The sequence below is a fragment of the Escherichia coli genome (genome assembly GCF_036503815.1).
Taxonomy (GTDB): domain Bacteria; phylum Pseudomonadota; class Gammaproteobacteria; order Enterobacterales; family Enterobacteriaceae; genus Escherichia; species Escherichia coli_F.
Window position 1 is genome coordinate 1629835 of sequence record NZ_AP027764.1, and the last position, 26191, is coordinate 1656025.

The 26191-nt window shown below is 50.0% G+C and carries 26 protein-coding genes; 13 read left to right on the forward strand and 13 right to left on the reverse strand.

The genetic code is table 11. The annotated features are described in order from the left end of the window. The first annotated feature begins 87 nt into the window (after positions 1-87). From nuoM to AABJ99_RS07850, 3 genes are all read left to right on the forward strand, one after another. Complete coding sequence (gene nuoM / locus AABJ99_RS07840) at positions 88-1617, forward strand: NADH-quinone oxidoreductase subunit M (RefSeq protein ID WP_039021423.1); 1530 nt, start codon at positions 88-90, stop codon at positions 1615-1617. Positions 1618-1623: 6 nt separating this feature from the next. After that, entirely contained in the window at positions 1624-3081 is a 1458-nt protein-coding gene (nuoN, locus tag AABJ99_RS07845; protein ID WP_000156701.1) for an NADH-quinone oxidoreductase subunit NuoN, read from the forward strand. A gap of 142 nt (positions 3082-3223) precedes the next feature. Beyond that, entirely contained in the window at positions 3224-3940 is a 717-nt protein-coding gene (locus AABJ99_RS07850; RefSeq protein WP_338387526.1) for a hypothetical protein, read from the forward strand. On the opposite strand, the gene AABJ99_RS07855 is transcribed toward AABJ99_RS07850, so the two are convergent. The 5 genes from AABJ99_RS07855 to rbn all read right to left on the reverse strand — a co-directional run bounded on the left by AABJ99_RS07855 (position 3935) and on the right by rbn (position 8953). Further along, complete coding sequence (locus AABJ99_RS07855; protein WP_115738502.1) at positions 3935-4507, reverse strand: SMI1/KNR4 family protein; 573 nt, start codon at positions 4505-4507, stop codon at positions 3935-3937. The genes AABJ99_RS07850 and AABJ99_RS07855 overlap by 6 nt on opposite strands. A 150-nt stretch (positions 4508-4657) precedes the next feature. Next, positions 4658-5161, reverse strand: a complete 504-nt coding sequence (yfbM, locus tag AABJ99_RS07860; RefSeq protein ID WP_046082637.1) for a YfbM family protein — start codon at positions 5159-5161, stop codon at positions 4658-4660. Between the two features lie 99 nt (positions 5162-5260). Beyond that, positions 5261-6235: a M28 family metallopeptidase gene (yfbL, locus tag AABJ99_RS07865; RefSeq protein WP_115738503.1), complete on the reverse strand. Its 975-nt coding sequence runs from the start codon at positions 6233-6235 to the stop codon at positions 5261-5263. A 389-nt stretch (positions 6236-6624) separates the two neighbouring features. Beyond that, entirely contained in the window at positions 6625-7848 is a 1224-nt protein-coding gene (gene elaD / locus AABJ99_RS07870; protein ID WP_338387527.1) for an ElaD/SseL family deubiquitinase, read from the reverse strand. Between the two features lie 187 nt (positions 7849-8035). Beyond that, on the reverse strand, positions 8036-8953 hold the full coding sequence (gene rbn / locus AABJ99_RS07875; RefSeq protein WP_039020268.1) for a ribonuclease BN: 918 nt from the start codon (positions 8951-8953) through the stop codon (positions 8036-8038). A 64-nt stretch (positions 8954-9017) separates the two neighbouring features. On the opposite strand from rbn, the gene elaA reads away from it, so the two are divergent. From elaA to pmrD, 9 genes are all read left to right on the forward strand, one after another. Beyond that, positions 9018-9479, forward strand: coding sequence for a GNAT family N-acetyltransferase (gene elaA, locus AABJ99_RS07880; RefSeq protein WP_000574094.1), 462 nt, complete (start codon positions 9018-9020; stop codon positions 9477-9479). 54 nt (positions 9480-9533) lie between these two features. Beyond that, a complete protein-coding gene (gene elaB / locus AABJ99_RS07885) occupies positions 9534-9839 on the forward strand; it encodes a stress response protein ElaB (protein ID WP_000070621.1) in 306 nt (101 codons plus the stop codon). Between the two features lie 78 nt (positions 9840-9917). Then, positions 9918-11213 (forward strand): isochorismate synthase MenF, encoded by a 1296-nt coding sequence (gene menF, locus AABJ99_RS07890; RefSeq protein WP_039020247.1) that lies wholly within the window; start codon positions 9918-9920, stop codon positions 11211-11213. 88 nt (positions 11214-11301) lie between these two features. Then, entirely contained in the window at positions 11302-12972 is a 1671-nt protein-coding gene (gene menD, locus AABJ99_RS07895; RefSeq protein WP_001354789.1) for a 2-succinyl-5-enolpyruvyl-6-hydroxy-3-cyclohexene-1-carboxylic-acid synthase, read from the forward strand. Continuing rightward, positions 12969-13727 carry a 2-succinyl-6-hydroxy-2,4-cyclohexadiene-1-carboxylate synthase gene (gene menH / locus AABJ99_RS07900; protein ID WP_039020248.1) on the forward strand — a complete coding sequence of 253 codons (759 nt, stop codon included), beginning with the start codon at positions 12969-12971 and terminating at the stop codon, positions 13725-13727. Before menD ends, menH begins: the two co-directional genes overlap by 4 nt. 14 nt (positions 13728-13741) lie before the next feature. Then, positions 13742-14599, forward strand: coding sequence for a 1,4-dihydroxy-2-naphthoyl-CoA synthase (gene menB / locus AABJ99_RS07905; RefSeq protein WP_000640000.1), 858 nt, complete (start codon positions 13742-13744; stop codon positions 14597-14599). After that, positions 14599-15561: an o-succinylbenzoate synthase gene (gene menC, locus AABJ99_RS07910; RefSeq protein ID WP_039020249.1), complete on the forward strand. Its 963-nt coding sequence runs from the start codon at positions 14599-14601 to the stop codon at positions 15559-15561. The genes menB and menC overlap by 1 nt, the downstream gene beginning before the upstream one ends. Then, positions 15558-16913 (forward strand): o-succinylbenzoate--CoA ligase, encoded by a 1356-nt coding sequence (gene menE, locus AABJ99_RS07915; RefSeq protein ID WP_039020250.1) that lies wholly within the window; start codon positions 15558-15560, stop codon positions 16911-16913. The genes menC and menE overlap by 4 nt, the downstream gene beginning before the upstream one ends. Positions 16914-17022: 109 nt before the next feature. Continuing rightward, a complete protein-coding gene (gene pmrD / locus AABJ99_RS07920) occupies positions 17023-17289 on the forward strand; it encodes a signal transduction protein PmrD (protein ID WP_039020251.1) in 267 nt (88 codons plus the stop codon). On the opposite strand, the gene arnF is transcribed toward pmrD, so the two are convergent. Genes arnF through arnB form a run of 7 tightly spaced genes read right to left on the reverse strand, consistent with a single transcriptional unit; the run spans position 17283 to position 24633 of the window. Next, positions 17283-17669: a 4-amino-4-deoxy-L-arabinose-phosphoundecaprenol flippase subunit ArnF gene (arnF, locus tag AABJ99_RS07925; RefSeq protein ID WP_039020252.1), complete on the reverse strand. Its 387-nt coding sequence runs from the start codon at positions 17667-17669 to the stop codon at positions 17283-17285. The genes pmrD and arnF overlap by 7 nt on opposite strands. Further along, positions 17669-18004, reverse strand: coding sequence for a 4-amino-4-deoxy-L-arabinose-phosphoundecaprenol flippase subunit ArnE (gene arnE / locus AABJ99_RS07930; protein ID WP_000638030.1), 336 nt, complete (start codon positions 18002-18004; stop codon positions 17669-17671). Before arnE ends, arnF begins: the two co-directional genes overlap by 1 nt. Beyond that, on the reverse strand, positions 18001-19653 hold the full coding sequence (gene arnT / locus AABJ99_RS07935; RefSeq protein ID WP_338387528.1) for a lipid IV(A) 4-amino-4-deoxy-L-arabinosyltransferase: 1653 nt from the start codon (positions 19651-19653) through the stop codon (positions 18001-18003). Before arnT ends, arnE begins: the two co-directional genes overlap by 4 nt. Further along, the gene (gene arnD, locus AABJ99_RS07940; RefSeq protein WP_039020254.1) at positions 19653-20543 is read right to left on the reverse strand and encodes a 4-deoxy-4-formamido-L-arabinose-phosphoundecaprenol deformylase; all 891 of its coding nucleotides are present in this window, start codon (positions 20541-20543) and stop codon (positions 19653-19655) included. Before arnD ends, arnT begins: the two co-directional genes overlap by 1 nt. Further along, complete coding sequence (arnA, locus tag AABJ99_RS07945) at positions 20540-22522, reverse strand: bifunctional UDP-4-amino-4-deoxy-L-arabinose formyltransferase/UDP-glucuronic acid oxidase ArnA (protein ID WP_338387529.1); 1983 nt, start codon at positions 22520-22522, stop codon at positions 20540-20542. Before arnA ends, arnD begins: the two co-directional genes overlap by 4 nt. Further along, positions 22522-23490 carry an undecaprenyl-phosphate 4-deoxy-4-formamido-L-arabinose transferase gene (arnC, locus tag AABJ99_RS07950; protein ID WP_000461637.1) on the reverse strand — a complete coding sequence of 323 codons (969 nt, stop codon included), beginning with the start codon at positions 23488-23490 and terminating at the stop codon, positions 22522-22524. The genes arnA and arnC overlap by 1 nt, the downstream gene beginning before the upstream one ends. Positions 23491-23493: 3 nt before the next feature. Further along, positions 23494-24633 (reverse strand): UDP-4-amino-4-deoxy-L-arabinose aminotransferase, encoded by a 1140-nt coding sequence (gene arnB, locus AABJ99_RS07955; protein ID WP_039020256.1) that lies wholly within the window; start codon positions 24631-24633, stop codon positions 23494-23496. 307 nt (positions 24634-24940) lie between these two features. On the opposite strand from arnB, the gene ais reads away from it, so the two are divergent. After that, positions 24941-25543: a lipopolysaccharide core heptose(II)-phosphate phosphatase Ais gene (gene ais / locus AABJ99_RS07960; RefSeq protein WP_001306469.1), complete on the forward strand. Its 603-nt coding sequence runs from the start codon at positions 24941-24943 to the stop codon at positions 25541-25543. Between the two features lie 38 nt (positions 25544-25581). Here ais and nudI read toward each other — a convergent pair whose 3' ends face one another. Continuing rightward, a complete protein-coding gene (nudI, locus tag AABJ99_RS07965) occupies positions 25582-26007 on the reverse strand; it encodes a nucleoside triphosphatase NudI (protein WP_039020257.1) in 426 nt (141 codons plus the stop codon). Between the last annotated feature and the right edge of the window lie 184 nt (positions 26008-26191).

Consider the following 26191-nt stretch of genomic DNA (forward strand, 5'->3'; position numbering starts at 1 on the left):
GTACGTGAGGATTGCGAGCACTGCCGGGATTCGGGCTGGCGAGTGAGATAGCCTGAGCAGGAGTAAATATAAGGGACATACTTAGCTATGTTATTACCCTGGTTAATACTAATCCCCTTTATTGGCGGCTTCCTGTGCTGGCAGACCGAACGCTTTGGCGTCAAGGTGCCACGCTGGATTGCGCTGATCACCATGGGATTGACGCTGGCGCTGTCGCTGCAACTGTGGTTGCAGGGCGGTTATTCACTGATGCAATCTGCCGGAATTCCGCAGTGGCAGTCTGAATTCGACATGCCGTGGATCCCGCGTTTTGGTATCTCTATTCATCTCGCCATTGATGGTCTGTCGCTGCTGATGGTCGTTCTGACCGGTCTGCTCGGCGTGCTGGCGGTACTTTGTTCGTGGAAAGAGATCGAAAAATATCAGGGCTTCTTCCACCTCAACCTGATGTGGATCCTGGGCGGCGTTATCGGCGTGTTCCTTGCTATCGACATGTTCCTGTTCTTCTTCTTCTGGGAAATGATGCTGGTGCCGATGTACTTCCTGATCGCACTGTGGGGGCATAAAGCTTCTGACGGTAAAACGCGTATCACGGCGGCAACCAAGTTCTTCATTTACACCCAGGCGAGTGGTCTGGTGATGTTGATTGCTATCCTGGCGCTGGTTTTTGTTCACTACAATGCGACCGGCGTCTGGACCTTCAATTATGAAGAGCTGCTGAATACGCCGATGTCTAACGGCGTGGAATACCTGCTGATGCTGGGCTTCTTCATCGCATTTGCGGTGAAAATGCCGGTGGTTCCGCTGCATGGCTGGCTGCCGGATGCGCACTCTCAGGCACCGACTGCCGGTTCCGTTGACCTCGCGGGGATCTTGCTGAAAACCGCCGCTTACGGTTTGCTGCGTTTCTCTCTGCCACTGTTTCCGAACGCGTCGGCAGAGTTCGCGCCAATCGCCATGTGGTTGGGTGTTATCGGCATCTTCTACGGTGCGTGGATGGCCTTCGCCCAGACCGATATCAAACGTCTGATCGCCTACACCTCGGTTTCCCACATGGGCTTCGTGCTGATTGCTATCTACACCGGCAGCCAGTTAGCCTACCAGGGCGCGGTCATTCAGATGATTGCTCACGGCTTGTCGGCGGCGGGTCTGTTTATTCTCTGCGGTCAGCTTTATGAACGTATCCACACCCGCGATATGCGCATGATGGGCGGTCTGTGGAGCAAAATGAAATGGCTGCCAGCACTGTCGCTGTTCTTTGCAGTGGCAACGCTTGGGATGCCAGGCACCGGTAACTTCGTCGGCGAATTTATGATCCTGTTCGGCAGCTTCCAGGTTGTCCCGATGATTACCGTTATCTCTACCTTCGGGCTGGTCTTTGCTTCTGTTTATTCGCTGGCGATGCTTCATCGCGCTTACTTCGGTAAAGCGAAAAGCCAGATTGCCAGCCAGGAACTGCCAGGGATGTCGCTGCGTGAGCTGTTTATGATCCTGTTGCTGGTGGTGCTGCTGGTACTGCTGGGCTTCTATCCGCAGCCGATTCTGGATACCTCGCATTCCGCGATTGGCAATATCCAGCAGTGGTTTGTTAATTCCGTTACTACTACAAGGCCGTAAATCGCCATGACAATAACTCCACAAAACCTGATCGCACTGCTACCGTTGCTGATCGTCGGCTTGACGGTGGTGGTTGTGATGCTCTCCATTGCGTGGCGACGCAATCATTTCCTCAACGCTACGCTCTCGGTTATTGGGCTTAACGCGGCGCTGGTTTCGCTCTGGTTTGTCGGCCAGGCGGGCGCTATGGACGTTACGCCGCTGATGCGCGTTGATGGTTTCGCCATGCTTTACACCGGGCTGGTATTGTTGGCGAGCCTCGCCACCTGTACTTTCGCCTACCCGTGGCTTGAAGGCTATAACGACAACAAGGACGAGTTCTACCTGTTGGTGTTAATTGCCGCTCTGGGCGGGATCCTGCTGGCGAATGCCAATCACCTGGCGTCTCTGTTCCTCGGTATTGAACTGATCTCTCTGCCGCTGTTTGGCCTGGTCGGTTACGCTTTCCGCCAGAAACGTTCGCTGGAAGCCAGTATCAAATACACCATCCTTTCTGCTGCAGCATCTTCTTTCCTGCTGTTTGGTATGGCACTGGTGTACGCGCAGTCTGGCGACCTGTCGTTCGTTGCACTGGGTAAAAACCTCGGCGACGGCATGCTCAACGAGCCGCTGTTGCTGGCAGGTTTTGGCCTGATGATTGTCGGCCTCGGCTTCAAGCTCTCTCTGGTGCCGTTCCACCTGTGGACGCCAGACGTATACCAGGGCGCGCCTGCGCCGGTTTCTACCTTCCTGGCGACGGCGAGCAAAATCGCTATCTTCGGCGTGGTGATGCGTCTGTTCCTCTACGCACCGGTGGGTGACAGCGAAGCGATTCGCGTGGTGCTGGCGATTATCGCCTTTGCCTCTATCATCTTCGGTAACCTGATGGCGCTGAGCCAGACCAATATCAAACGTCTGCTCGGTTACTCATCTATCTCTCACCTCGGCTATCTGCTGGTGGCGCTGATTGCGCTGCAAACTGGCGAGATGTCGATGGAAGCGGTAGGGGTTTACCTGGCCGGTTATCTGTTCAGCAGCCTAGGCGCGTTCGGCGTGGTCAGCCTGATGTCCAGCCCGTATCGTGGCCCGGATGCTGATTCCCTGTTCTCTTACCGCGGTCTGTTCTGGCATCGTCCGATCCTCGCGGCGGTGATGACGGTGATGATGCTGTCTCTGGCCGGTATCCCGATGACGCTGGGCTTTATCGGTAAGTTCTACGTGCTGGCGGTCGGTGTCCAGGCACACTTGTGGTGGCTGGTGGGTGCCGTGGTTGTCGGTTCGGCAATCGGCCTCTACTACTACCTGCGCGTAGCGGTGAGCTTATACCTGCACGCCCCGGAGCAACCGGGTCGCGATGCACCGTCAAACTGGCAGTACAGCGCAGGTGGTATCGTGGTGCTGATCTCTGCACTGTTGGTACTGGTGCTGGGTGTATGGCCGCAACCGCTGATTAGCATTGTTCGGTTAGCAATGCCGCTGATGTAAGGTTGAGTGTTGATGTAAAAAAACCGCCGATTTCGGCGGTTTTTTTATGGTGTTAATTGTTGCTAATAAAAAGAACATATAAATCTATATCTGCGTCGAAGTATAATGATTCACTTCCTAATACAATACACAAGGAAAACCAATGGAATGGTTAAGTGAGATTCGCACACTTCGGGAGAACGTACCTGTCGGTATCCAGGCTGCCAGGCGTTTGTTAGAGAAGATGGGTGGTGATGTTGATGAAGCCATTAAGTTGTTTCATATTGACCAAATCAATATATTGACGGCAAAAGTAGACGTCACTCATCAGGAGGCAGAGAATGTTTTGCTGGCGGCAAACTACGATATGGCAGAAGCTCTTCGGCGTATTGATGAACAGCGTTATACACTGACGGAATTGATTATACGTAAAAATAAGGATGCCGGAGATGCTTTAAGTAATATAGAATTAGCAATAACATATGAATGGAATCTGACATGCAAATTTTGGTTTGGTTTTAAGGCATTCCAATCGCTGCCTCCACAATTACAAGCCTTTATGCTGGTATGTGAATGGCGTAACTATTGGGGATGGGAAGGGCTGGATAGTGCGTTATATTATGAGATGGAAAATGTCCCCCAACAATTACAGGTAGTAGGCTTAGATGAAATGGCTGAAGTTATTGTTGTGGCGAGAAATCGTTATGATGAGTTAAGAGCACAAGGCAAAGACCATAATAACATCATTAAAGATGATAAATTTAAAAAATTTATGAAGCACTGTGAACAACTGGATAGTGAAGCCGACGCTATATTACTGCAATTTGTAAAGGATAATATTGAGATTTTCCCACGTCGCCACAACGGACACGATTTATAAAAAATCATCCCAAAAATGAACTGGTTTTTTATCTGCCTGGTAATGTTGAGGTAATGCCAGGTTGAATTCCGTTTTCATCCAGGATGCCAGATCGTTGCCAGCACAGATGATATCGCTGTTATATACTGAATACACGGGATTACCACCAGTATAAGAAGTAGACATATAACGATGCTTATACAAAGGAATCAAAACCGGGCATTGGTTTGAAATTTTATCAAAATGATCTTTGCGTGAATCTAAATTAAGGGGTTTTTCTCCCCATACATCAAGCCAGAAATTATTTTTTATAACATCGTATAATACACCCTCTAAAGGGGTTTTAAATGTCTGCTTCACATCGTGTTCCATTTTTGCTGAGTGCAGCGCTTGCCGCCAGTGAATAAAACCTTCCGACGCTGGCAAAGCAGTATGCAAAAATGCTTTAAAATCGAGTGGAAAGCAGAAATTAAAAGTTTGCTCAATGGCAGAAATCTCGGCCTCACTCAAACCTGCATAGAATGTAATTCCTTGCGCTTTTAATTTGTTAACCAGAAATGTGTAGTCCAATGCCTTGTTTAATTTCATCCCAATAACCTTAAATCCTTATGCTTCAGTCTAAAACGAAGTTAAATCATTCGTAAGCTGGATAAAACATTTCTGCATCACATCCAGCTTTTAGAACGAATGTTTCATTTAAACTTTATACATCAACCTTCAATTCTGCTGCCAACTAAATCACCCAACAATAACCGTCAGCGCATGATTCCCTTGTCGCAGCATACGTCTGTACGCACTAATCAGCTTTTCCATATCGAGCATAATCGAGGCAAAGAGTTGCCCCTCTAACTCTTCTGAAAAGGTCACTCCCGGATAAATCTCCATTTCATTGAGTCGCTTAATGGAAAACTGTTTACGCAGTACATTCCGGTCAAGTGCCTCCAGACGGTCGATGGTGGCGGCTAACTCATGATTCCATGTCAATCCCAGGAAACCATCTATGCCATCTTCGAGGCTGTGTTCACCAAGCACAGCACGACTCAGCGGATCATTCTTAGCTGGATCAAAAGCAGAGGTGCCCGTCAGGCCAAAATGTAAAAAATCCCAGCGTTTATCAATATCCAGTCGGCGTAATCCTGAAAGCGTGTCATGAATATTGTCCATTAAAGGTTTTTCAGCTGACTCAAGCAGTTGGTTAATCTTTTCTGAGTCGATTTCCGCAAAATAGCCAATCATTCCCATTTATTTTTCCTCCGTTGAATTTCATGTTTCGCATCTTAAAACAGATGAGGGAAAATAAAATGCGCATGTTGCTTTTTCTGGACCCGCCTCGAGAAAATTTTATTGTTTACTGTTGTATAACAAGGTGATAACACCATCCACGACCTGAGCCATTTTCTGATAATTCAATCTGTCTGCGGTATCACCGGGCAAGTGGTATTGTTTATTACGATAAAAAGCGGTGTCGGTAATCATTACGGCGGGAATATCGTGTTGCCAATAATTAAGGTGATCAGAGAAATCAATACCGGGAATAAACCCTGGGGCATTCATAGAATAAACAGATAAATCCTGAGATGACGACAATGCCGCTTTTAGCTGACGAACGGCGTTGATATCCTGCATTCTGCCGACCACGGCAATAAAGTCTCCCCGATCGGGATAAAGCCAGGACATTGCCGGGTAAGGGTAATCCTGACTACCAGGCGCAGAGTCGTAATAGCCAATCATCTCCAGCGCTATCATTAATCTAACTGGACGCTCAAGCGAAGCTGCATGTACCGCGCTCCCCATTTCATCGCTACGAAAGAAGGGCGGTTCTTCCGACGCATAGGCGACCAGCTGCACGCCAGTTTTCGGTGCTTGCTGCTGTAACAAACGTGCCAGTTCGAGTAATCCTGCCACGCCGCTGGCGTTATCATCCGCGCCCGGCGTATAGGTCAATTGATCGTTTTCATAACTGCTGACAGAGTCATAGTGCGCACCAATAATAATCAGCGGTCCATCGGCAGGACCATAATCAGCAACAATGTTTTTGTAGGGACCTCCCGTAATGGGGACGTCCTGCGCGGTAACTCTGGCACCGCTACTGATAAAGACCTCTTTTATATACTCTGCGGACCTTTTCAGATTATCAATATTGTCGGCACTACGGGGATGCACAGTTTGTGTAAGATAACGAACTGTTTTTTCTAATTGCTCAGGACTTGCGTGTCGGGGCGTTGGCGGTAATGCATTGACCCAGGGTTGGTAAAAAATAATAAAAGGAAGTGATAGTAGTAATGATATAAAACAAAGAGGTGTTATTTTTTTCATATGTAAATTATCAATAAAGGGCGTTATTTCATTATTATTTATAATGAGTTATGAGCGTTTATTTTATTACGGTTGGTAGGAATATACAAAAAGTATTTTTTCAGTGGGTTCGCTATTTTAAAAAGGAATTCATATGAGAAATAAAAAATAATTATGTTATTTATTGGTAGATTGAATTGACAGGGTGCAGAAATCTGAGGGTAAGAAAAGACAGCAATAACAATCCACTACATCAACAGACCAGCAATCGCGTGCCGCGATACGCTGGAAATACCCGCAGATTGAACTGGCGGATGGTGTGACTGGCATCAGTCAGTGATGACTTTTTAGCAAACTATGTTCGACCAGTCAGCATATTTACTGACTGGTCGAATTAATTAACAATGATGTTAACTTACTCTTTTTCCTGATGCTCTATTTTTGGGTTGTGAATATTTTATTTCTAAGTTTCTATAATAATGATTGATATTTGCATCGCTATATTTATCTAAATAACAATTTCTGTTTGTCAGTCGATGTTGAAAATCAATTTCGTACTGCTCTTCTGCTGAATATTTTTTAAATCTGTCAGCATAGTTTTTTAATAACGTATAGGGAGCGCTGTCAGAATTGCTTTCCCTTTGTTCAATTACTTCTTTGGCTGCCATGCACACAAATGCACCGCAACTTTGGCTTAAGTATTGCTGAAGATCGGCATGTAAAAATGTTATCTCTTGTTCAGTTAAATGATCTGTTATATTCTTATTATTCGGCATTTCTCCCATGAATTTAGAATTGAAACTATTAATGACACGCTTAAGTGAATTTTCTTTATCATGGCCTAGTGCACGTAATGAGTTGAATATGACGCATTTTATTTGTTGTGTGTTATTTTTTTCATTAACTATTTTTTGTAGCGAAACTAATATCCAGTGTCCGCCAGTATTTATGGGGAATAACTGGACTTCTTTCGGCCATGATGGATCGCTCTTAATATTATCATTGAGAGCGATTTCCAGGTAAGTGCTGTTGGAATCGGGGAGGTAGAGACCAGTAGGATAATTGACTTGAGTATTTTTTGCATTAGCGGCGATCTTCTGAAGATAGCAATCTATTTCATCCGTGGTTAATTGACGATTTTTATCCCAGAAGTTTGTACCATCGCTCAGTTCATTATTCTTATCATTTAAAAGTACCTTTGAAAGCGACTGTTTTTCAGATATAAGAGGAATATCATCACCGATAATTGTCATTAATTTTGACGGGGAGAATAGCTTTTTGAACAGGAGATCATCTGAATTATCCGGACCAGCTGGTTTAAGGGGGGAGTTGGTTGCGGTATGTGACAAATTATATAATTTTAAACAGGCATTTTTGATAAGTCGGATAATCGATAGGGTTTCATTTGTTGGGTTTCTAACAATATGATAAAGAATATCTTCGGCTTTTTTTCCAAATTCATCATAACCTAACGCAATATTATGCAGTAACTCAATGCTTTCTTCATCTCCGGATAACGCTGTTTTTTTTAAAGATTGCAGTAATTCCTCGGTCACAGTAAATTTTTCTGCAAATGTCTGATTGAGTTGTGTTTGAGATAATTGACAATAATTGCTGACAACTGTAACCATCATAGGCTCCTTTTAGTTGCAAAGGTTGTGCTGAATGAAGATAAAAAGAGGCAACTTATTGCTCTGAATATAGTGCGTGCGGAGATGAATAAATATCAAAAATCGCTCAATATGCCCGTGTGGGTGGATATATGTGGCGCGGGTTGCGATAACAGGGCAAGTTTCGCCCTGTTTTTAGTAGGAAGCAGAGTTAAACGTTAAACACGGTGAAATCATGCGCCAGTTCAGTCGCCGGGAAAATTGACCGACATTCACGTAACAGGTGCTGACAACCTTTGTCATCATAGCGCGAGCTGACGTGGGTAATGATTAGCTTACCGACTCCAGCCTCACGGGCCAGTGTCGCAGCCTGGCGTGTAGAGCTGTGGCCGCGACTATTGGCTTTGGCTTCGATGGTTATATCCAGCGTCGCTTCGTGTACCATGACATCGACGCCTTTAGCCAGGTCAAGTGCGGCATCGCAGGGGCCGGTATCACCGAAAATAGCGAGCGCTTTACCTGGCACTGGAGCGGCTAAGTAATCTGCGCCGTTAATCTGCCTTCCGTCTTCCAGCGTGATTGTTTTGCCCGCTTTTAATGCCTGAAACAGTGGGCCAGGCGGCACGCCAGCAGCTTTTAATGCCTGTGCATTTAATGCACCCGGTTTATCATGTTCTTCAATACGATAGCCATAACATTCCAGTGGATGCTCCATCGGATAAGCGGTCACTTTGCGCAGGCCATCATCGAGAATTTCGCCAGCGCCAATTTCGACAATTTCCAGCGGATAATCGGTCCATGAGCCGCTAATCCGCAGCGCAGTCTCCACAAATTCACGGAGACCTTGCGGACCATAAATCGTTAAGGGTTGGACAATACCAGACATAGAACGACTGCACAGCAAGCCGGGTAAACCAAAGAGATGATCGCCATGAAGGTGACTGATAAAAATCTTGTCCAGTTTTCCAGGGTTAAAGGCGGTATGCAGTAGCTGATGCTGGGTGCCTTCACCACAGTCAAACAACCAAAGACCGCTCCGGGTCGGATGTTGCAGGTTAAGCAATATTGCCGTGACATTGCGCGTACGGGTTGGCACACCGGCTGAAGTACCTAAAAAAATTAATTCCATGAGTTCATCACGTTTCAAAAAATATTCCGGCTAGTATAAGGCATACATCTAAAAGGAGAGCATTATGATTGAATGGCAAGATCTGCATCACTCTGAATTATCGGTTTCCCAGCTTTATGCCTTATTACAACTGCGTTGCGCGGTGTTTGTTGTCGAGCAGAATTGCCCTTATCAGGATATCGATGGTGATGATTTGACGGGGGATAATCGCCATATTCTCGGTTGGAAAAATGATGAACTGGTGGCGTATGCGAGGATTCTGAAAAGTGATGATGATCTTGAGCCGGTCGTTATAGGTCGGGTGATTGTCAGTGAAGCGTTGCGTGGCGAAAAAGTGGGGCAGCAGCTGATGAGTAAAACACTCGAAACATGTACGCGTCACTGGCCTGATAAACCTGTTTACCTCGGGGCGCAGGCGCATCTGCAAAACTTCTACCAAAGTTTTGGCTTTATCCCTGTGACGGAGGTCTATGAAGAAGATGGTATCCCACACATTGGGATGGCACGCGAGGTAATTCAGGCGTAATCAATAACCATTGTCTATAGTTAGTGACAGGTTTTACGCAAATGGAGAACGAGAATGTCTAATCAGTTTGGTGATACACGTATCGATGATGACCTGACGCTGCTTAGTGAAACACTGGAAGAGGTGCTCCGCTCCTCTGGCGATCCCGCCGATCAGAAATATGTTGAGCTGAAAGCGCGTGCAGAAAAAGCGCTGGATGATGTGAAAAAACGGGTTAGCCAGGCTTCAGACAGTTATTACTATCGGGCGAAGCAGGCTGTTTATCGTGCTGATGACTACGTCCACGAAAAACCCTGGCAAGGAATTGGGGTGGGCGCGGCCGTTGGGCTGGTATTAGGACTGTTGCTGGCACGCCGTTAAAACCTCCCTACACCGGGGTACTGCATTTTTTTTGTAGTACCCCGTATAATGTGAGGCTTTTAACAGGGAGAGGTCCGCGTGCAATCACTCACTACGGCGCTGGAAAATCTACTGCGCCTTTTGTCGCAAGAGATTCCAGCGACACCCGGCATTCGGGTTATTGATACTCCTTTCCCTCTCAAAGATGCTTTTGATGCCTTGAGCTGGCTGGCCAGTCAGCAAACGTATCCGCAATTCTACTGGCAACAACGTAATGGTGATGAAGAAGCTGCCGTCCTGGGCGCGATTACCCATTTTACCTCGTTGGACCAGGCGCAACGTTTTCTTCACCAGCACCCGGAACATGCCGACTTACGCATCTGGGGGCTGAATGCGTTTGACCCGTCGCAGGGCAATTTACTTTTACCCCGCCTGGAATGGCGACGCTGTGGCGGTAAAGCCACGCTGCGGCTGACGCTATTCAGCGAAAGCTCCCTTCAGCACGATGCGATAAAAGCAAAAGAATTTATCGCTACACTGGTGAGTATCAAGCCCCTGCCAGGGTTACATTTAACCACCACGCGAGAACAACACTGGCCGGACAAAACGGGCTGGACGCAATTAATCGAACTGGCAACGAAAACCATCACCGAAGGTGAACTCGACAAAGTGGTTATTGCTCGGGCGACTGACCTGCATTTCGCAAGTCCGGTCAATGCGGCAGCAATGATGGCTGCCAGTCGTCGGCTCAATCTGAACTGCTACCATTTTTACATGGCCTTTGATAGCGACAATGCTTTTCTTGGCTCTTCACCGGAACGGCTATGGCGGCGGCGTGCCAAAGCGCTGCGTACTGAAGCGCTGGCGGGAACGGTAGCAAATCATCCTGATGATAAGCAGGCGCAGCAGTTAGGTGAGTGGCTGATGGCGGATGATAAAAACCAGCGCGAGAACATGCTGGTGGTGGAAGATATCTGCCAACGATTGCAGGCCGATACCCAGACGCTGGATGTTTTACCACCGCAGGTACTGCGTCTGCGTAAAGTGCAGCATCTGCGCCGCTGTATCTGGACTTCACTCAACAAAGCGGATGATGTGATCTGTTTACATCAGTTGCAGCCAACGGCCGCGGTTGCGGGCTTACCGCGTGACCTGGCGCGGCAGTTTATCGCCCGTCACGAACCGTTCACCCGTGAATGGTATGCCGGTTCCGCGGGCTATCTTTCGTTACAACAAAGCGAATTCTGCGTTTCCCTGCGCTCAGCAAAAATTAGCGGCAATGTCGTGCGGTTATATGCTGGCGCGGGCATTGTCCGTGGCTCCGACCCCGAGCAAGAGTGGCAGGAAATCGACAACAAAGCGGCAGGGCTGCGTACTTTATTACAAATGGAATAGTAATGAGTCGCATCATTACCGATTCATATCAATAATCTATTTTTGTAGCTCCTTATACTTAGCCGCAATATTGATACCGGACAAACTCATGTCAGTAAGCGCATTTAACCGACGCTGGGCGGCGGTCATTCTGGAAGCATTAACGCGTCACGGCGTCAGACACATTTGTATCGCCCCTGGCTCGCGTTCTACACCGTTAACGTTAGCGGCAGCGGAGAATTCCGCATTCATTCACCACACCCATTTTGATGAGCGTGGACTGGGGCATCTGGCGCTGGGGCTGGCGAAAGTCAGCAAGCAGCCGGTGGCGGTGATAGTGACCTCCGGTACGGCGGTTGCGAATCTCTATCCGGCATTGATTGAAGCTGGGTTAACCGGAGAAAAACTGATCCTGCTAACTGCCGATCGCCCGCCGGAGCTCATTGACTGCGGTGCGAATCAGGCGATTCGTCAACCGGGAATGTTCGCCTCTCATCCTACGCATAGCATTTCACTGCCGCGCCCGACGCAGGATATTTCTGCCCGTTGGCTGGTCTCTACTATCGACCACGCCCTTGGTACGCTTCATGCTGGAGGAGTCCATATCAACTGCCCGTTTGCTGAACCGCTATATGGCGAGATGGACGACACCGGGCTTAGTTGGCAACAGCGTCTTGGCGACTGGTGGCAGGACGATAAACCGTGGCTGCGTGAAGCGCCTCGTCTGGAAAGTGAAAAACAGCGTGACTGGTTCTTCTGGCGACAAAAGCGCGGCGTGGTAGTTGCTGGTCGCATGAGTGCGGAAGAGGGCAAAAAAGTTGCTCTGTGGGCGCAAACTCTTGGCTGGCCGCTGATTGGCGACGTCCTGTCGCAAACCGGACAGCCGCTGCCGTGTGCCGATCTCTGGTTAGGCAATGCCAAAGCGACCAGCGAACTGCAACAGGCGCAGATTGTGGTGCAACTGGGCAGCAGCCTGACGGGCAAACGGCTCCTGCAATGGCAGGCAAGCTGTGAACCAGAAGAGTACTGGATTGTTGATGACATTGAAGGTCGACTTGATCCGGCACACCATCGCGGACGCCGCTTAATTGCCAATATTGCCGACTGGCTGGAGCTGCATCCGGCAGAAAAACGCCAGCCCTGGTGCGTTGAAATCCCGCGCCTGGCGGAACAGGCAATGCAGGCGGTTATTGCCCGTCGCGATGCGTTTGGCGAAGCGCAACTGGCGCATCGCATCAGCGACTATTTGCCGGAACAGGGGCAACTGTTTGTTGGCAACAGCCTGGTGGTACGTCTGATCGATGCGCTCTCGCAACTTCCGGCGGGTTACCCGGTGTATAGCAACCGTGGGGCCAGCGGTATTGACGGGCTGCTATCTACTGCCGCAGGCGTTCAGCGGGCCAGTGGCAAACCGACGCTGGCGATTGTGGGCGATCTCTCAGCACTTTACGATCTCAACGCGCTGGCGCTATTGCGCCAGGTTTCCGCGCCGCTGGTATTAATTGTGGTGAACAACAACGGCGGGCAAATTTTCTCGCTGCTGCCGACACCGAAAAGCGAGCGTGAGCGTTTCTATCTGATGCCGCAAAACGTCCATTTTGAGCACGCCGCCGCGATGTTCGAGCTGAAATATCATCGTCCGCAAAACTGGCAGGAACTTGAAACGGCACTTGCCGACGCCTGGCGCACGCCGACCACCACGGTAATTGAAATGGTGGTTAACGACACCGATGGTGCGCAAACCCTCCAGCAACTGCTGGCGCAGGTAAGCCATTTATGATCCTGCACGCGCAGGCAAAACACGGCAAACCAGGTTTACCCTGGCTGGTGTTTTTGCACGGTTTTTCCGGCGATTGCCATGAATGGCAAGAAGTGGGCGAGGCGTTTGCCGACTACTCGCGGTTGTATGTTGATCTCCCAGGTCACGGTGGTTCGGCAGCAATTAGCGTCGATGGATTTGATGATGTCACCGGCTTACTGCGTAAAACGCTGGTTAGTTACAACATCCTTAGTTTCTGGCTGGTGGGGTACTCGCTCGGCGGACGGGTGGCGATGATGGCGGCTTGCCAGGGGATGGCGGGGCTTTGTGGCGTGATTGTCGAAGGTGGGCATCCCGGGCTGCAAAGTGCTGAACAACGAGCGGAACGCCAGCTTTCCGATCGCCAGTGGGCGCAGCGTTTTCGCTCAGAACCGTTAACGGCGGTGTTTACCGACTGGTATCAACAGCCTGTTTTTGCCTCGCTCAATGACGACCAACGCCGGGAGCTGGTGGCGCTGCGCAGCAACAATAACGGCGCAACCCTTGCCGCGATGCTGGAGGCTACTTCTCTCGCCGTCCAGCCTGATTTACGTGCTAACCTTAGCGCCCGCACATTTGCGTTTTATTATTTATGTGGTGAACGTGACAGCAAATTCCGCGCTCTGGCGGCGGAACTGGCTGCCAATTGCCATGTCATTCCTCGCGCCGGACATAACACGCACCGGGAAAATCCCGCTGGCGTAATCGCAAGTCTGGCGCAGATCTTGCGTTTCTGACTAAAGGACACAATATGATTTATCCTGATGAAGCAATGCTTTACGCACCGGTTGAATGGCACGACTGCTCCGAAGGTTTCGAGGACATTCGTTATGAAAAATCCACCGACGGTATCGCAAAAATCACCATTAATCGTCCGCAGGTGCGCAATGCCTTTCGTCCTCTGACGGTAAAAGAGATGATCCAGGCACTGGCAGATGCGCGTTATGACGATAACATCGGCGTAATTATTCTGACTGGTGCAGGCGATAAAGCGTTCTGCTCTGGTGGCGACCAGAAAGTGCGTGGCGATTACGGCGGCTATAAAGATGATTCCGGCGTACATCATCTGAATGTGCTGGACTTCCAGCGTCAGATCCGTACCTGTCCGAAACCGGTTGTCGCGATGGTAGCGGGTTACTCCATCGGCGGCGGTCACGTTCTGCACATGATGTGCGACCTGACCATCGCGGCGGAAAACGCCATCTTCGGTCAGACTGGCCCGAAAGTCGGTTCCTTCGATGGCGGCTGGGGCGCTTCCTATATGGCGCGCATTGTTGGGCAGAAAAAAGCGCGTGAAATCTGGTTCCTGTGCCGTCAGTACGACGCGAAACAAGCGCTGGATATGGGCCTTGTGAACACCGTGGTGCCGCTGGCAGATCTGGAAAAAGAAACCGTGCGTTGGTGCCGCGAAATGCTGCAAAACAGCCCGATGGCGCTGCGTTGCCTGAAAGCTGCGCTGAACGCTGACTGTGACGGTCAGGCGGGTCTGCAGGAGCTGGCGGGCAATGCCACCATGCTGTTCTACATGACAGAAGAAGGTCAGGAAGGTCGCAACGCCTTCAACCAGAAACGTCAGCCTGACTTCAGCAAATTTAAACGGAATCCGTAATGCGTAGCGCGCAGGTATACCGCTGGCAGATCCCCATGGACGCGGGGGTGGTTCTGCGCGACAGGCGGTTAAAAACCCGCGACGGGCTGTATGTTTGCCTGCGTGAGGGCGAGCGCGAAGGGTGGGGGGAGATCTCCCCACTGCCGGGTTTCAGTCAGGAAACCTGGGAAGAGGCGCAAAGTGCGCTGCTTGCCTGGGTAAATAACTGGCTGGCAGGCGATTGCGAATTACCGCAAATGCCTTCCGTCGCCTTTGGCGTAAGCTGTGCATTGGCTGAGCTGGCAGACACGTTACCACAGGCGGCAAATTTCCGTGCTGCACCGTTGTGTAATGGTGATCCTGACGATCTGATCCTCAAACTTGCCGATATGCCAGGTGAGAAAGTGGCGAAGGTCAAGGTGGGATTGTACGAAGCGGTGCGCGACGGCATGGTGGTGAATCTGTTGCTGGAGGCCATTCCGGATCTGCATTTGCGTCTTGATGCGAATCGCGCCTGGACGCCGCTGAAAGGCCAGCAGTTTGCCAAATACGTTAACCCGGATTATCGCGGCCGCATCGCGTTTCTCGAAGAACCGTGCAAAACCCGCGAGGATTCCCGCGCCTTTGCCCGTGAAACGGGTATTGCCATTGCCTGGGATGAAAGCCTGCGTGAGCCGGATTTTGCCTTTGTGGCGGAAGAAGGCGTGCGAGCGGTGGTGATCAAACCCACGCTCACGGGCAGCCTGGAGAAAGTGCGCGAGCAGGTGCAGGCGGCGCACGCGCTGGGGCTGACGGCGGTGATCAGTTCATCTATTGAGTCGAGCTTAGGCTTAACGCAACTGGCGCGGATTGCCGCCTGGTTAACGCCAGACACTATCCCGGGGCTGGACACGCTGGATCTGATGCAGGCGCAGCAGGTTCGTCGCTGGCCGGGTAGCACGCTGCCTTTTGTCGACGTTGATGCACTGGAGCGGTTGTTATGATCTTCTCTGACTGGCCGTGGCGTCACTGGCGGCAAGTGCGGGGAGAAGCCATCGCCTTACGTCTTAATGACGAGCAACTTAACTGGCGCGAGCTTTGTGTTCGCGTCGATGAATTAGCCTCCGGCTTTGCGGCGCAGGGTGTAGTTGAGGGCAGCGGCGTGATGTTGCGGGCGTGGAATACGCCGCAAACGCTGCTCTCCTGGCTGGCGCTACTGCAATGCGGAGCGCGGGTGCTGCCCGTGAATCCACAGCTGCCGCAACCGTTACTTGAGGAGTTGTTGCCCAATCTGACGCTGCAATTTGCGCTGGTGCCGGAAGGGGAAAACACATTTTCGGCGTTAACGTCGCTGCATATTCAGCAGGTTGAAGGCGTACATGCCGCTGCGTGGCAGCCGACGCGTCTGTGCTCAATGACGTTAACTTCTGGCTCCACCGGGTTGCCGAAAGCCGCTGTTCATACTTATCAGGCCCATCTTGCCAGCGCCGAAGGGGTGTTATCGCTGATTCCGTTTGGCGATCACGATGACTGGTTGCTCTCTTTGCCGCTGTTTCACGTCTCCGGTCAGGGAATTCTGTGGCGCTGGTTATACGCTGGTGCGCGGATGACGGTGCGTGATAAACAGCCATTGGAGCAAATGCTGGCAGGCTGTACGCACGCTTCACTGGTGCCAACACAGCTCTGGCGTTTGCTGATTAACCGCAGTTCCGTTTCCCTGAAAGCGGTGTTACTTGGCGGCGCGGCTATCCCGGTCGAGTTGACGGAACAGGCGCGCGAGCAGGGGATTCGTTGCTTTTGCGGCTATGGTCTGACCGAGTTTGCCTCCACGGTGTGTGCGAAAGAAGCCGACGGTCTGGCAGATGTCGGTTCGCCGCTGCCGGGTCGGGAAGTGAAAATCGTAAACGACGAAGTGTGGTTGCGGGCTGCCAGCACGGCTGAAGGTTACTGGCGTAACGGGCAACTGGTGGCGCTGGTGAATGACGAAGGCTGGTACGCCACGCGCGATCGCGGTGAGATGCATAATGGCAAGCTGACCATTGTCGGACGTTTAGACAATCTGTTCTTCAGTGGTGGCGAAGGCATTCAGCCAGAAGAAGTCGAGCGCGTTATTGCTGCACATCCTGCGGTTTTGCAGGTGTTTATCGTTCCCGTTGCTGACAAGGAGTTTGGTCATCGACCGGTAGCGGTGGTGGAGTATGACCATCAAAGCGTTGATCTTGGCGAATGGGTGAAAGATAAGCTGGCCCGTTTTCAACAACCGGTGCGCTGGCTGACTTTGCCGCCGGAGCTGAAAAACGGCGGTATTAAAATTTCACGTCAGGCGCTAAAAGAGTGGGTGCAACGCCAGCAATAATTAACCATCCGTTGCACTTCTCATTTCTGCCATTCCATTGCCGTTGATAAAGAGTTTATCTGTTAATCTGTAAATTGATGTGAAAACTCTTAGCAAACAGGATAATGCAATGGAATGGCTGGTCAAAAAATCGTGCTGCAATAAACAAGTTAACAGACATGTACTTATGCTCTGCGATGCTGGCGGCGCGATAAAAATGATCGCCGAAGTGAAGAGTGACTTCACCGTGAAAGTAGGGGATTTACTTTCACCTTTGCAGAATGCGCTTTACTGTATTAATCGTGAAAAGCTACATACGGTGAAAGTCCTCTCGGCATGCAGCTACAGCCCCGATGAGTGGGAACGGCAGTGTCAATCGGCTGAGAAAACTCAGTAACGTTGTTTTGTCGTGGGCAGGAAAATCAGCATCAACCCACTCATAATACAGGCTACTCCCAGTAGTGCCTTCAGAGAAAAAGTCCCTTCCCAGCCGGGAAGTACCATAGATGCAATCCATACCAGCACATAACTCATACTGAGTAAGGCATAGGCTTTGCTTAGTGCAAGTTTATGTAGCGTTTTGTACCAACAAAAAACGGAAAGCAGATAACCCAGCAGCCCAAGCAACAGTATCCGTGCCTCCAGGCCAAAAGCTAACAGCGCCGCGATAAAATCCCATAAGTGCGTCATCGGCGGTAGATGACTCGCCGCATAACCCAGGCTTAATTGCGCAACTGAGGCAATAATGACGCTGAATAATCCCCACACCAGACCCATTACACCGTACTCCCGAGGATCACAATGCCGCCAATAATGAACGCTACTCCACACCAGTGACGCAGCGATACTGGCTCATGCCACAGTTTAACCGCAGCCAGCGTCACCCAGACAAAATTCAGACTCAACATCGGGTAGGCAATGCCCACTGGCACGTTTTGCAAGACCAGCAGCCAGAGCACCATCGCAAGGCCAAGACAAGCCAGCGCCAGTCCCAGCCACAGCACGATATGTTTGCGCCGTTTGTTTATCGCCACAAAGCAGGTTGCTTGTTTCTGACACAACTGCCCGGCAACGCTAAGCAAGCTGGCAAAGACTAATGTTAGCCAGATCATTTGGGCCGATACTGAATCAGCACCAGACGCTCCTGACGATCGATGGCATCTGCGGGCGGAATGGCGAGACTGTTGATATCTTCATCGCGGTCAACCGAAAGCACGAGTGTAATAACCCCCTCCTGACGATGTTGATTAAGCCAGTTTGCGAACTCATCACCGCTGACAAATCTCCCTTTCGCATCCGGATAATTTAGGCCGTATTTCAATTCCCCTGTCTGGCGATACATGATGATGTCATCACGTCTCAGGCTCCATGCCAGACCAGCAGCAACGCCGACGCTATCGGTAAGAATATAGCGGCTTGGCTGCAGTGATTCTTGTGTCGTCTCGACAAAAAATTGCGGATGTTTTCCTTCCATGACTCTGTCAGGAATTGAAAATCCTACCAGCAACGCCAGCCCAAGCGGGCAAAGTGCGGCAAAAGGCCAGTTTTTTTCGACGTTTGTTAAGGTATACCAGCCGAAAAATGCCCATAGCGAAAAAATCGACCATGCACAGAAGACTTTATAGCTCTCGAAGGTTTGCCACACCGGCGTGTTCATTGGTCCCCAAGGGGAGACCACAAACGTAGCAATAATGCCAGTGACGCCAAAAGCGATGTTAATCCAGCCATTAATCCGCAACGCCAGAGGATTATTTTTTGCTGCCAGCAAAGCGTAATGCGCCATCAGCATTGCCAGAGGTGCAAAGCAGGAAAGAATATAGGTGGGCAATTTGCCTTTGGCGACGGAGAAAAACAGCAGCGGCATTACCGCCCAGCTCAATAAATAGACGGTTGCGGAATGCTTGCGGTTTTTCCAGCCTGTGTACAGTGCTCCGGGGAGTAATCCCAGCCACGGCAGGCTACCGGCAATGATGACCGGCAAGTAGTACCAGAACGGAGCTCTATGCTGAGCATCATCCAATGCAAAGCGTTGAATATGCTCAACCCAGAAAAAATAGTGCCAGAAGTCAGGCTCCCGCTGCGCTATCGCCAGTCCCCAGGGGAGAACCGTCAGTACGCAACTGATAACTGCCAGCCAGCCGTAAATAAAGAGATCTTTCCAGCGCTTTTGCGCCGCTACCCACGGCAGTACGCTTAATACCGGCACGGCAAGGGCGAGAAAACCTTTGGTCATCACCCCCATGCCGCAGGTGATTCCCAGCAGTAAAAATCCCGCGCTTTTGCCTTTCCACGTCTGTGCCTGCATTGCCAGCCAGAAGCTGCACATTCCCGCCACCAGCCAGAATGCAATAAACGGATCGAGCACGGCATAAGTGCCAATGGTATAGACAATAAACAGCGAGAGATAAATCACTGCGGCGAGTAGAGCCAGACGTTTATCGCGCCATAAGCGCAGAGTAAACCAGGTCACCAGCGCGGCGGTTAACAGGGTCGCAAAGATAACGCCTGCCCGCACACCAAAGTTATTTGCGCCAAATAGCCATTGCCCAATACTGTTAATCCAGTATCCGGCAATGGGTTTTTCGAAATAACGTAGCCCTAACATATGGGGCACAATCCAGTCGCCGGATGCCAGCATTTCCCGACTGATTTCCGCATAACGCGTTTCATCTGGTTGCCAGAGCAGACGCGTGCTGATCGGTAACAGGTAATAGCAGGCAATAAACGCGAAGAGGCCGATAAGGTAACGTATCGATTTCATCAGCGACTACCCGCAATTTGTTGGCAACCCAGCCAGCCTTCACGTCCGGCAATATTTCCGCGAACAACTTGTCCGAGCGGCAACGTCCCTGATAACAGTTCGCTTAAAGGGCAAAATGTCACGCCTTCCTGGGCTGCGCGTTTCAGGAGATCCACAAAATTATGCTGATAAGCGCAGCCTTCAACTTCTGCATGAATGGTATAAACCGGCGTGCCTTTATCTCGCAGGATGCGGTTGAGTAACCAACAGTTAAAATCTTCAGCTTTCACATCCCGACCAATCACTTCATCCCAGGTGGGTAAGGTCACCGGAATTTGCGCCGTGCCGGGTTTTCCTGTTTCGAGCAATGGACGAAACGGCATAGCCCCACGACAATCGCTGTTGTAGCGCAAATGGAACGCTTCTTTTGCTTCGATCACCTGCTGGTCGGCACGCCAGCCAGCGGCTGCGGAGCAGGTTACCGGTTGGCCGATAATTTCTTCCAGGGTGCGAAGGCCGCGTGCGATATCGTCGACCATTGTTTGCCGATCCCAGTTACTGCTATGGGCTTGCCAGGCATGGTGATCCCAGGCGTGCAGGCCGACTTCGTGATGTTTAGCCGCTTCACGAATGATATCGGCATTGGCATGACCAATCTCTTTACCTGGCCAGGCCGTACCTGCCAGTAAAATATCCCAGCCATAAAGCGATGCCGCGTTTGAGCGCAGCATCTTCCACAAAAACTGTGGCTTCACCAGTCGCCAGAGATGGCGGCCCATATTGTCCGGGCCGACGCTGAAAAAAATGCTGGCCTGAATATTATGCTTACTCAAGATTTCCAGCAGACGCGGCACGCCTTCACGGGTGCCACGAAAGGTATCGACATCAATGCGTAAGCCTACTTTTGTCATGATGGTTTATCCGTAAGCTCGACGGTGCGCAAGAAGAAATCCAGCGTTTCGTCGATGGTTTCCTGCATATCAATTTTGGGTTCCCAGTCCAGGCAGCGGCGGGCATTACGGATGCTTGGTTTACGATGCTCTACGTCCTGATATCCTTTACCGTAGTAACTGCTACTTTCGACCACGCGAAAGCCTGCAAATGGTGGGAAGTGATGGCGCAGCGGATGTTTTTCGAAGCTCGCCAGCAGCATCTCGCCCAGTTCCTCAATGCTCGCTTCGTTATCAGGATTGCCAATATTGATAATTTCGCCGTCGCAGCGATTGCCTGCATTTTCGATAATGCGATACAACGCTTCAATGCCATCCCGGATATCAGTAAAGCAGCGTTTTTGTTTTCCGCCATCAATCAGCTTAATCGGTGAACCTTCCACCAGGTTGAGAATGAGTTGCGTAATAGCGCGGGAGCTGCCGATTCTTGCCGCATTAAGGTTATCCAGTCGTGGTCCCATCCAGTTAAACGGGCGGAAGAGGGTGAACTGTAACCCCTCTTTTTCGCCATACGCCCAGATCACTCGATCAAGTAATTGTTTAGACACCGAATAAATCCAGCGTGGTTTATTCACCGGGCCGACGATTAAATTAGAATGGTCTTCATCGAAGTATTTATCGCTACACATCCCATAAACTTCTGAAGTCGACGGGAAGATGATTCGCTTACGGTACTTCACGCAGTAACGGATAATGCGTAGATTCTCTTCAAAATCGAGTTCAAAGACGCGCAGCGGGTTGCGGGTATATTCAATCGGCGTGGCTATTGCCACCAGCGGCAAGACGACATCACATTTTTTGACGTGATATTCAATCCATTCGGAATGGATACTGATATCGCCTTCGACAAAGTGAAAATGCGGATGATTCAGAAAACGGCTTATCGCATCGCTGCCGATATCCAGACCGTAAACTTCATAATGATCTTCGCGCAGCAGGCGTTCTGTCAGATGGTTGCCAATAAAGCCATTCACCCCGAGGATGAGTACCCGAGTACGGCGTCGGGCGGTGCAGGCAGGCTGGCTATTCAAGCGTGAAGCTTGCACCAGACCCAGCGACTGCGCTAACTGCGAGCCTTGCATAGTAATGCCGTCTCCCGCCTGTCCGGTGACGATTTCCAGCGCGCCATCGCCACAGGCAATCAGCAGTGGCGCAACAGAAATCACGCTCCCCGGTTGTGCTGCGGGCGCATGAGAATGCACGCGTGACGACCAGACGGTAAATTTTTGATTACCAACATAGCTGAAGGCACCCGGCCACGGATCGGCGACGGCACGCACCATGTTATGCAATACTGCTGCCGGTTTATGCCACTCGAGGAAGCTGTCTTCTGGCGTTCTGCGACCAAAACAGGTGGCTTCGTTTTCGCGCTGGGCGATTTCCAGAATATTACCGTGTTTAATGGCGGGTAATGTCTGCTCCAGTAGCTGGCGCGCGGCATGGCATAACTTGTGATGAAGCGTAATGGCGATATCGTCTGGCGCAATGGCAATGCGCAATTGGGCCACAATGGCCCCAGCATCGGCACGTTTCACCATTCGGTGCAATGTCACGCCAGTTTCCGTTTCACCGTTCACCAGCACCCAGTTCAGCGGCGCGCGACCACGATATTTTGGTAACAGCGAACCATGCAGATTAAATGCGCCTGCAGGAGCGAGCTGCAAAATTTCGTCGCAAATAAGATGGCGATAATAAAAAGAAAAAATCACATCAGGTGATAGTTGGGCAATGCGTTCCACCCACAGCGGATGATTAACGTTATCTGGCGCATAAACCGGAATGCCTCTTTCCGCCGCCAGACGAGCTACCGAACCATAAAAGGCTTTTTCACAGGGATTATCAGTATGAGTAAAAATAGCGCTAATTTCGTAACCGGCAGCCAGCAGGGCTTCAATACCGAGGCATCCCATATCGTGGTAGGCAAAAACGACGGTTTTCATTATTCATTTTCCTTGCTGGATGGACGGATAACTTGCTGAACAAAATAGCGGGGGCGGGCGCGGACATCGGTGTAGATCCTGCCGATATATTCACCGAGCAATCCCATGCCGATAAACTGAGCGCCAATAAAAGTAAACAGCACGGCAAATAGCATAAAGACGCCTTCTGCCGCCCATTGGGGGCCGAAGGTCAGGCGTAAAATCACCAGCAGTACCGCGATGCTGAAACCTCCAATTGCAATAATGCTGCCGAGCAGACTCAGCATACGTAGCGGCGTAGTAGTAAGGCAGGTCACCAGGTCGTACATCAAATTAATCAGGCGCATAAAGCTGTATTTGGATTCACCAAACTCACGCTCGGCATGATGCACTGGAATTTCAATGGCGCGGCGGGCGAAGATATTCGCCAGAATCGGGATAAAGGTGCTGCGTTCATGGCAGTGCAACATCGCATCGACAATATGACGGCGATAGGCGCGCAGCATACAACCGTAGTCACCCATTGCTTTGCCGGTGGTGCGCTGAATAAGTCGGTTGATCATCTTCGAAGCGGTTTTACGAAACCAGCTGTCCTGGCGGTTCTGGCGTACAGTTCCTACTACGTCGTAACCTTCATCGGCTTTTGCCACCAGGCGGGGGATCTCCTCTGGAGGATTCTGGAGATCGGCATCGAGGGTAATAATTAAGTCGCCGGTAACGTGACTGAAACCCGCCATAATCGCTGAATGTTGTCCGTAATTGCGGTTAAGCAAAATAGACACAATATGGCTGTTCTCCGCTTGTGAGGCTTCGACCAGCATATGCGCGGAATTATCGCTACTGCCGTCATCAATCAGCAGGATCTCATACTCTTTCCCCAACGATTCACAGGCTGCGGTGGTGCGCCTGATTAATTCCGGTAAGCTTTCCTGCTCGTTATAAACGGGAATAACCACCGAGACTTTCTTAACAGGGTGGATTTCAAACATGGCTTATTGTCCTGCGAGTTGCTGAAGGGCTGTGATGACGCGGTCGGCATCGGCGGTGGTCATATCCGGGAACAGCGGCAACGAACAGATGCGTTCGCTATTCCATTCGGTATTCGGTAACGACAGCTCGGGAAAACGCTCGCGATAATATTTTTGCGTGTGAGCGGCGCGGAAATGTAACCCGGTACCAATGCCTCTTTCTTTTAACGCTTCCATCAACGCATCGCGACTGATACCACAACGTTGTTCATCGACACGAATAATAAACAGATGCCAGGCGTGAACGTGCGGCCAGGCGGGAAGGCTTAATGGCTGAAAGGGGAGAGCTGCCAGAGCTTGCTGATATTGCAGAGCAATTTCGCGCCGACGGGTGTTGAGGTGCTCTAATTTGGCTAACTGGGTCAGGGCAATCGCGGCGTTAATATCGGTCAGATTATACTTATAGCCCGGCGTTAAGACTTCAGCTTGCGGTGCACGGCCCCAGGTTTGTCTGTCATATGCATCGACACCCAGACCGTGAAATTTCAGCATCCGTAGCTGGCAGGCGAGGTTTTCATCATCGGTAACAATCAACCCACCTTCCGCACAGGTAATATTTTTGATGGCGTGAAACGAAAAAATAGCGGTACCTTTCGCGCCAATATGTCGGCCTTTGTAATATGTACCGACGGCATGGGCCGCATCTTCGATAACCGCGATGCCGTAACGTTCGCCAATGGCGCGAATAGCGTCAATATCTGCTGGCGCACCGGCATAATGCACCGGAATGATGGCTTTAGTGCGTGACGTAATGGCTGCTTCTATCAATTCTGGCGTGACCATCAGCGTATCGCGGTTAACATCCACCATTACCGGCGTTGCACCCAACAAGGAGATCATATTGAGCGTTGAAACCCAGGTCAGGGAAGGCGTAATCACTTCATCGCCCTTGCCAATTCCCAACGCCATCAGCATGATATGCATTCCTGCGGTGGCTGAACTGACCGCGATGGCATGCTGATTTCCCGTCAATTGGCAAAAGGCTTGTTCAAGCGCCTGATTCTTCGGACCGGTTGTGATCCAACCGGATTCGAGAACCTCTTTAACTGCAGCGAGTTCCTCCTCGCCCATTGCTGGTCGCGAAAAAGGCAAAAATTCTGACATTGCTTTTCCTTCCGCCATTGAATACCTGTCCACTTATATTTGCTATAAAGAGTGTTGTGTATATTTTGCCATTTGGGGCGAAATTTTAAGGATAGAATATTAACTTAACCTTAAGAAACTAATATTAGACGTAAATATTGAAATTTTTATATTTTTTCTTATTTAGGCTTTGCATTTGGCAAAATTTTGAGGCATTTTGCCGGCATCGTAGGATTTTTAATATTACACCAACTGCTAATTATCGCCAGAAATGTCGCTCAATTTCACGGTAATTGTCTGGTTGCGCTTGTCTATAGGTGGAGTTTACGTGTTAGCTTTTTGCCGCTCTTCGTTGAAGTCAAAAAAATATTTCATCATTTTACTGGCGCTCGCTGCAATTGCCGGACTGGGTACTCATGCCGCCTGGAGTAGCAATGGTTTGCCACGTATCGACAATAAAACACTGGCCAGACTGGCACAGCAGCACCCGGTTGTCGTTTTGTTTCGCCATGCTGAACGTTGCGATCGTTCAACCAATCAATGCTTGTCAGATAAAACAGGTATTACGGTCAAAGGTACCCAGGATGCCCGTGAACTGGGCAACGCTTTTAGTGCTGATATCCCTGATTTCGATCTTTATTCCAGTAATACCGTCCGGACCATTCAGTCGGCGACCTGGTTTTCAGCGGGTAAAAAGCTGACGGTAGATAAACGACTTCTTCAGTGCGGTAATGAGATTTATAGTGCAATTAAGGACTTACAAAGCAAAGCACCTGATAAAAATATCGTTATTTTTACCCATAATCATTGCCTGACATATATTGCTAAAGATAAGCGTGATGCGACATTTAAACCTGATTATCTGGATGGTTTAGTCATGCATGTAGAAAAAGGCAAAGTTTATCTGGATGGGGAATTCGTTAACCACTAAATTTTCAATCTGACAGCCAGTAATGGCTGTCATCATTGTTACAGAAGACCTTTCAAACGTAACGTTTTTCGGGTGGCGACATTCAAATCATAATGCACCAGATCTTCAGGTTTTACCCACGCGTAGTCCTGAAACTCTTCGTTTATTTTCACTTCTCGGTTGGCTGATACACAGTCAAAGATCAGGTAAATCATATAAATTTCTTCCTTGCGACCATTTGCATACGTCTTGGTGCGAATATCATCGCTGAAGGTCCACGGCGTGATTTCTGTCAAAAGCAGCTGTTCTCCCAGTTCTTCGCGAATTTCGCGGCGTAGTGCCTCTTCAATTCGTTCGCCAGGCTCCACGCCACCACCCGAAAGCGCCCATTGACCGGGGAAAACGCCGCGATCGTCGGCCATTTTACACAGCAAATAAGCACCATCATTTTGAATCAAAGGGCAAACAATAGTCCGTTGTCGCACGGGGATATTCCTTATAAATAAAAAGAAACCATGAGAATACGGTAACTCAGAAATATGTGAAAGTGACAGTAATCTCTTTTGCGATGATAACTGTACTTATTATTATTTTTGTGTGTATCGATAAGGTGTGTTTATTTTTTCGGCGTTTAATTATTTAAGAAGTATTTAGTTACAATAAGTGACT

Coding starts and splice junctions, on each gene's coding strand:
- arnC (WP_000461637.1), bottom strand. CDS start 23,490: ATGTTTGAAATCCACCCTGTTAAGAAAGTCTCGGTGGTTATTCCCGTT.
- elaB (WP_000070621.1), top strand. CDS start 9,534: ATGTCTAATCAGTTTGGTGATACACGTATCGATGATGACCTGACGCTG.
- pmrD (WP_039020251.1), top strand. CDS start 17,023: ATGGAATGGCTGGTCAAAAAATCGTGCTGCAATAAACAAGTTAACAGA.
- menE (WP_039020250.1), top strand. CDS start 15,558: ATGATCTTCTCTGACTGGCCGTGGCGTCACTGGCGGCAAGTGCGGGGA.
- AABJ99_RS07855 (WP_115738502.1), bottom strand. CDS start 4,507: ATGAAATTAAACAAGGCATTGGACTACACATTTCTGGTTAACAAATTA.
- arnD (WP_039020254.1), bottom strand. CDS start 20,543: ATGACAAAAGTAGGCTTACGCATTGATGTCGATACCTTTCGTGGCACC.
- menD (WP_001354789.1), top strand. CDS start 11,302: ATGTCAGTAAGCGCATTTAACCGACGCTGGGCGGCGGTCATTCTGGAA.
- arnT (WP_338387528.1), bottom strand. CDS start 19,653: ATGAAATCGATACGTTACCTTATCGGCCTCTTCGCGTTTATTGCCTGC.
- yfbM (WP_046082637.1), bottom strand. CDS start 5,161: ATGGGAATGATTGGCTATTTTGCGGAAATCGACTCAGAAAAGATTAAC.
- menC (WP_039020249.1), top strand. CDS start 14,599: ATGCGTAGCGCGCAGGTATACCGCTGGCAGATCCCCATGGACGCGGGG.
- nuoM (WP_039021423.1), top strand. CDS start 88: ATGTTATTACCCTGGTTAATACTAATCCCCTTTATTGGCGGCTTCCTG.
- arnF (WP_039020252.1), bottom strand. CDS start 17,669: ATGGGTCTGGTGTGGGGATTATTCAGCGTCATTATTGCCTCAGTTGCG.
- AABJ99_RS07850 (WP_338387526.1), top strand. CDS start 3,224: ATGGAATGGTTAAGTGAGATTCGCACACTTCGGGAGAACGTACCTGTC.
- rbn (WP_039020268.1), bottom strand. CDS start 8,953: ATGGAATTAATTTTTTTAGGTACTTCAGCCGGTGTGCCAACCCGTACG.
- yfbL (WP_115738503.1), bottom strand. CDS start 6,235: ATGAAAAAAATAACACCTCTTTGTTTTATATCATTACTACTATCACTT.
- elaD (WP_338387527.1), bottom strand. CDS start 7,848: ATGATGGTTACAGTTGTCAGCAATTATTGTCAATTATCTCAAACACAA.
- nuoN (WP_000156701.1), top strand. CDS start 1,624: ATGACAATAACTCCACAAAACCTGATCGCACTGCTACCGTTGCTGATC.
- arnB (WP_039020256.1), bottom strand. CDS start 24,633: ATGTCAGAATTTTTGCCTTTTTCGCGACCAGCAATGGGCGAGGAGGAA.
- arnA (WP_338387529.1), bottom strand. CDS start 22,522: ATGAAAACCGTCGTTTTTGCCTACCACGATATGGGATGCCTCGGTATT.
- arnE (WP_000638030.1), bottom strand. CDS start 18,004: ATGATCTGGCTAACATTAGTCTTTGCCAGCTTGCTTAGCGTTGCCGGG.
- elaA (WP_000574094.1), top strand. CDS start 9,018: ATGATTGAATGGCAAGATCTGCATCACTCTGAATTATCGGTTTCCCAG.
- menB (WP_000640000.1), top strand. CDS start 13,742: ATGATTTATCCTGATGAAGCAATGCTTTACGCACCGGTTGAATGGCAC.
- menH (WP_039020248.1), top strand. CDS start 12,969: ATGATCCTGCACGCGCAGGCAAAACACGGCAAACCAGGTTTACCCTGG.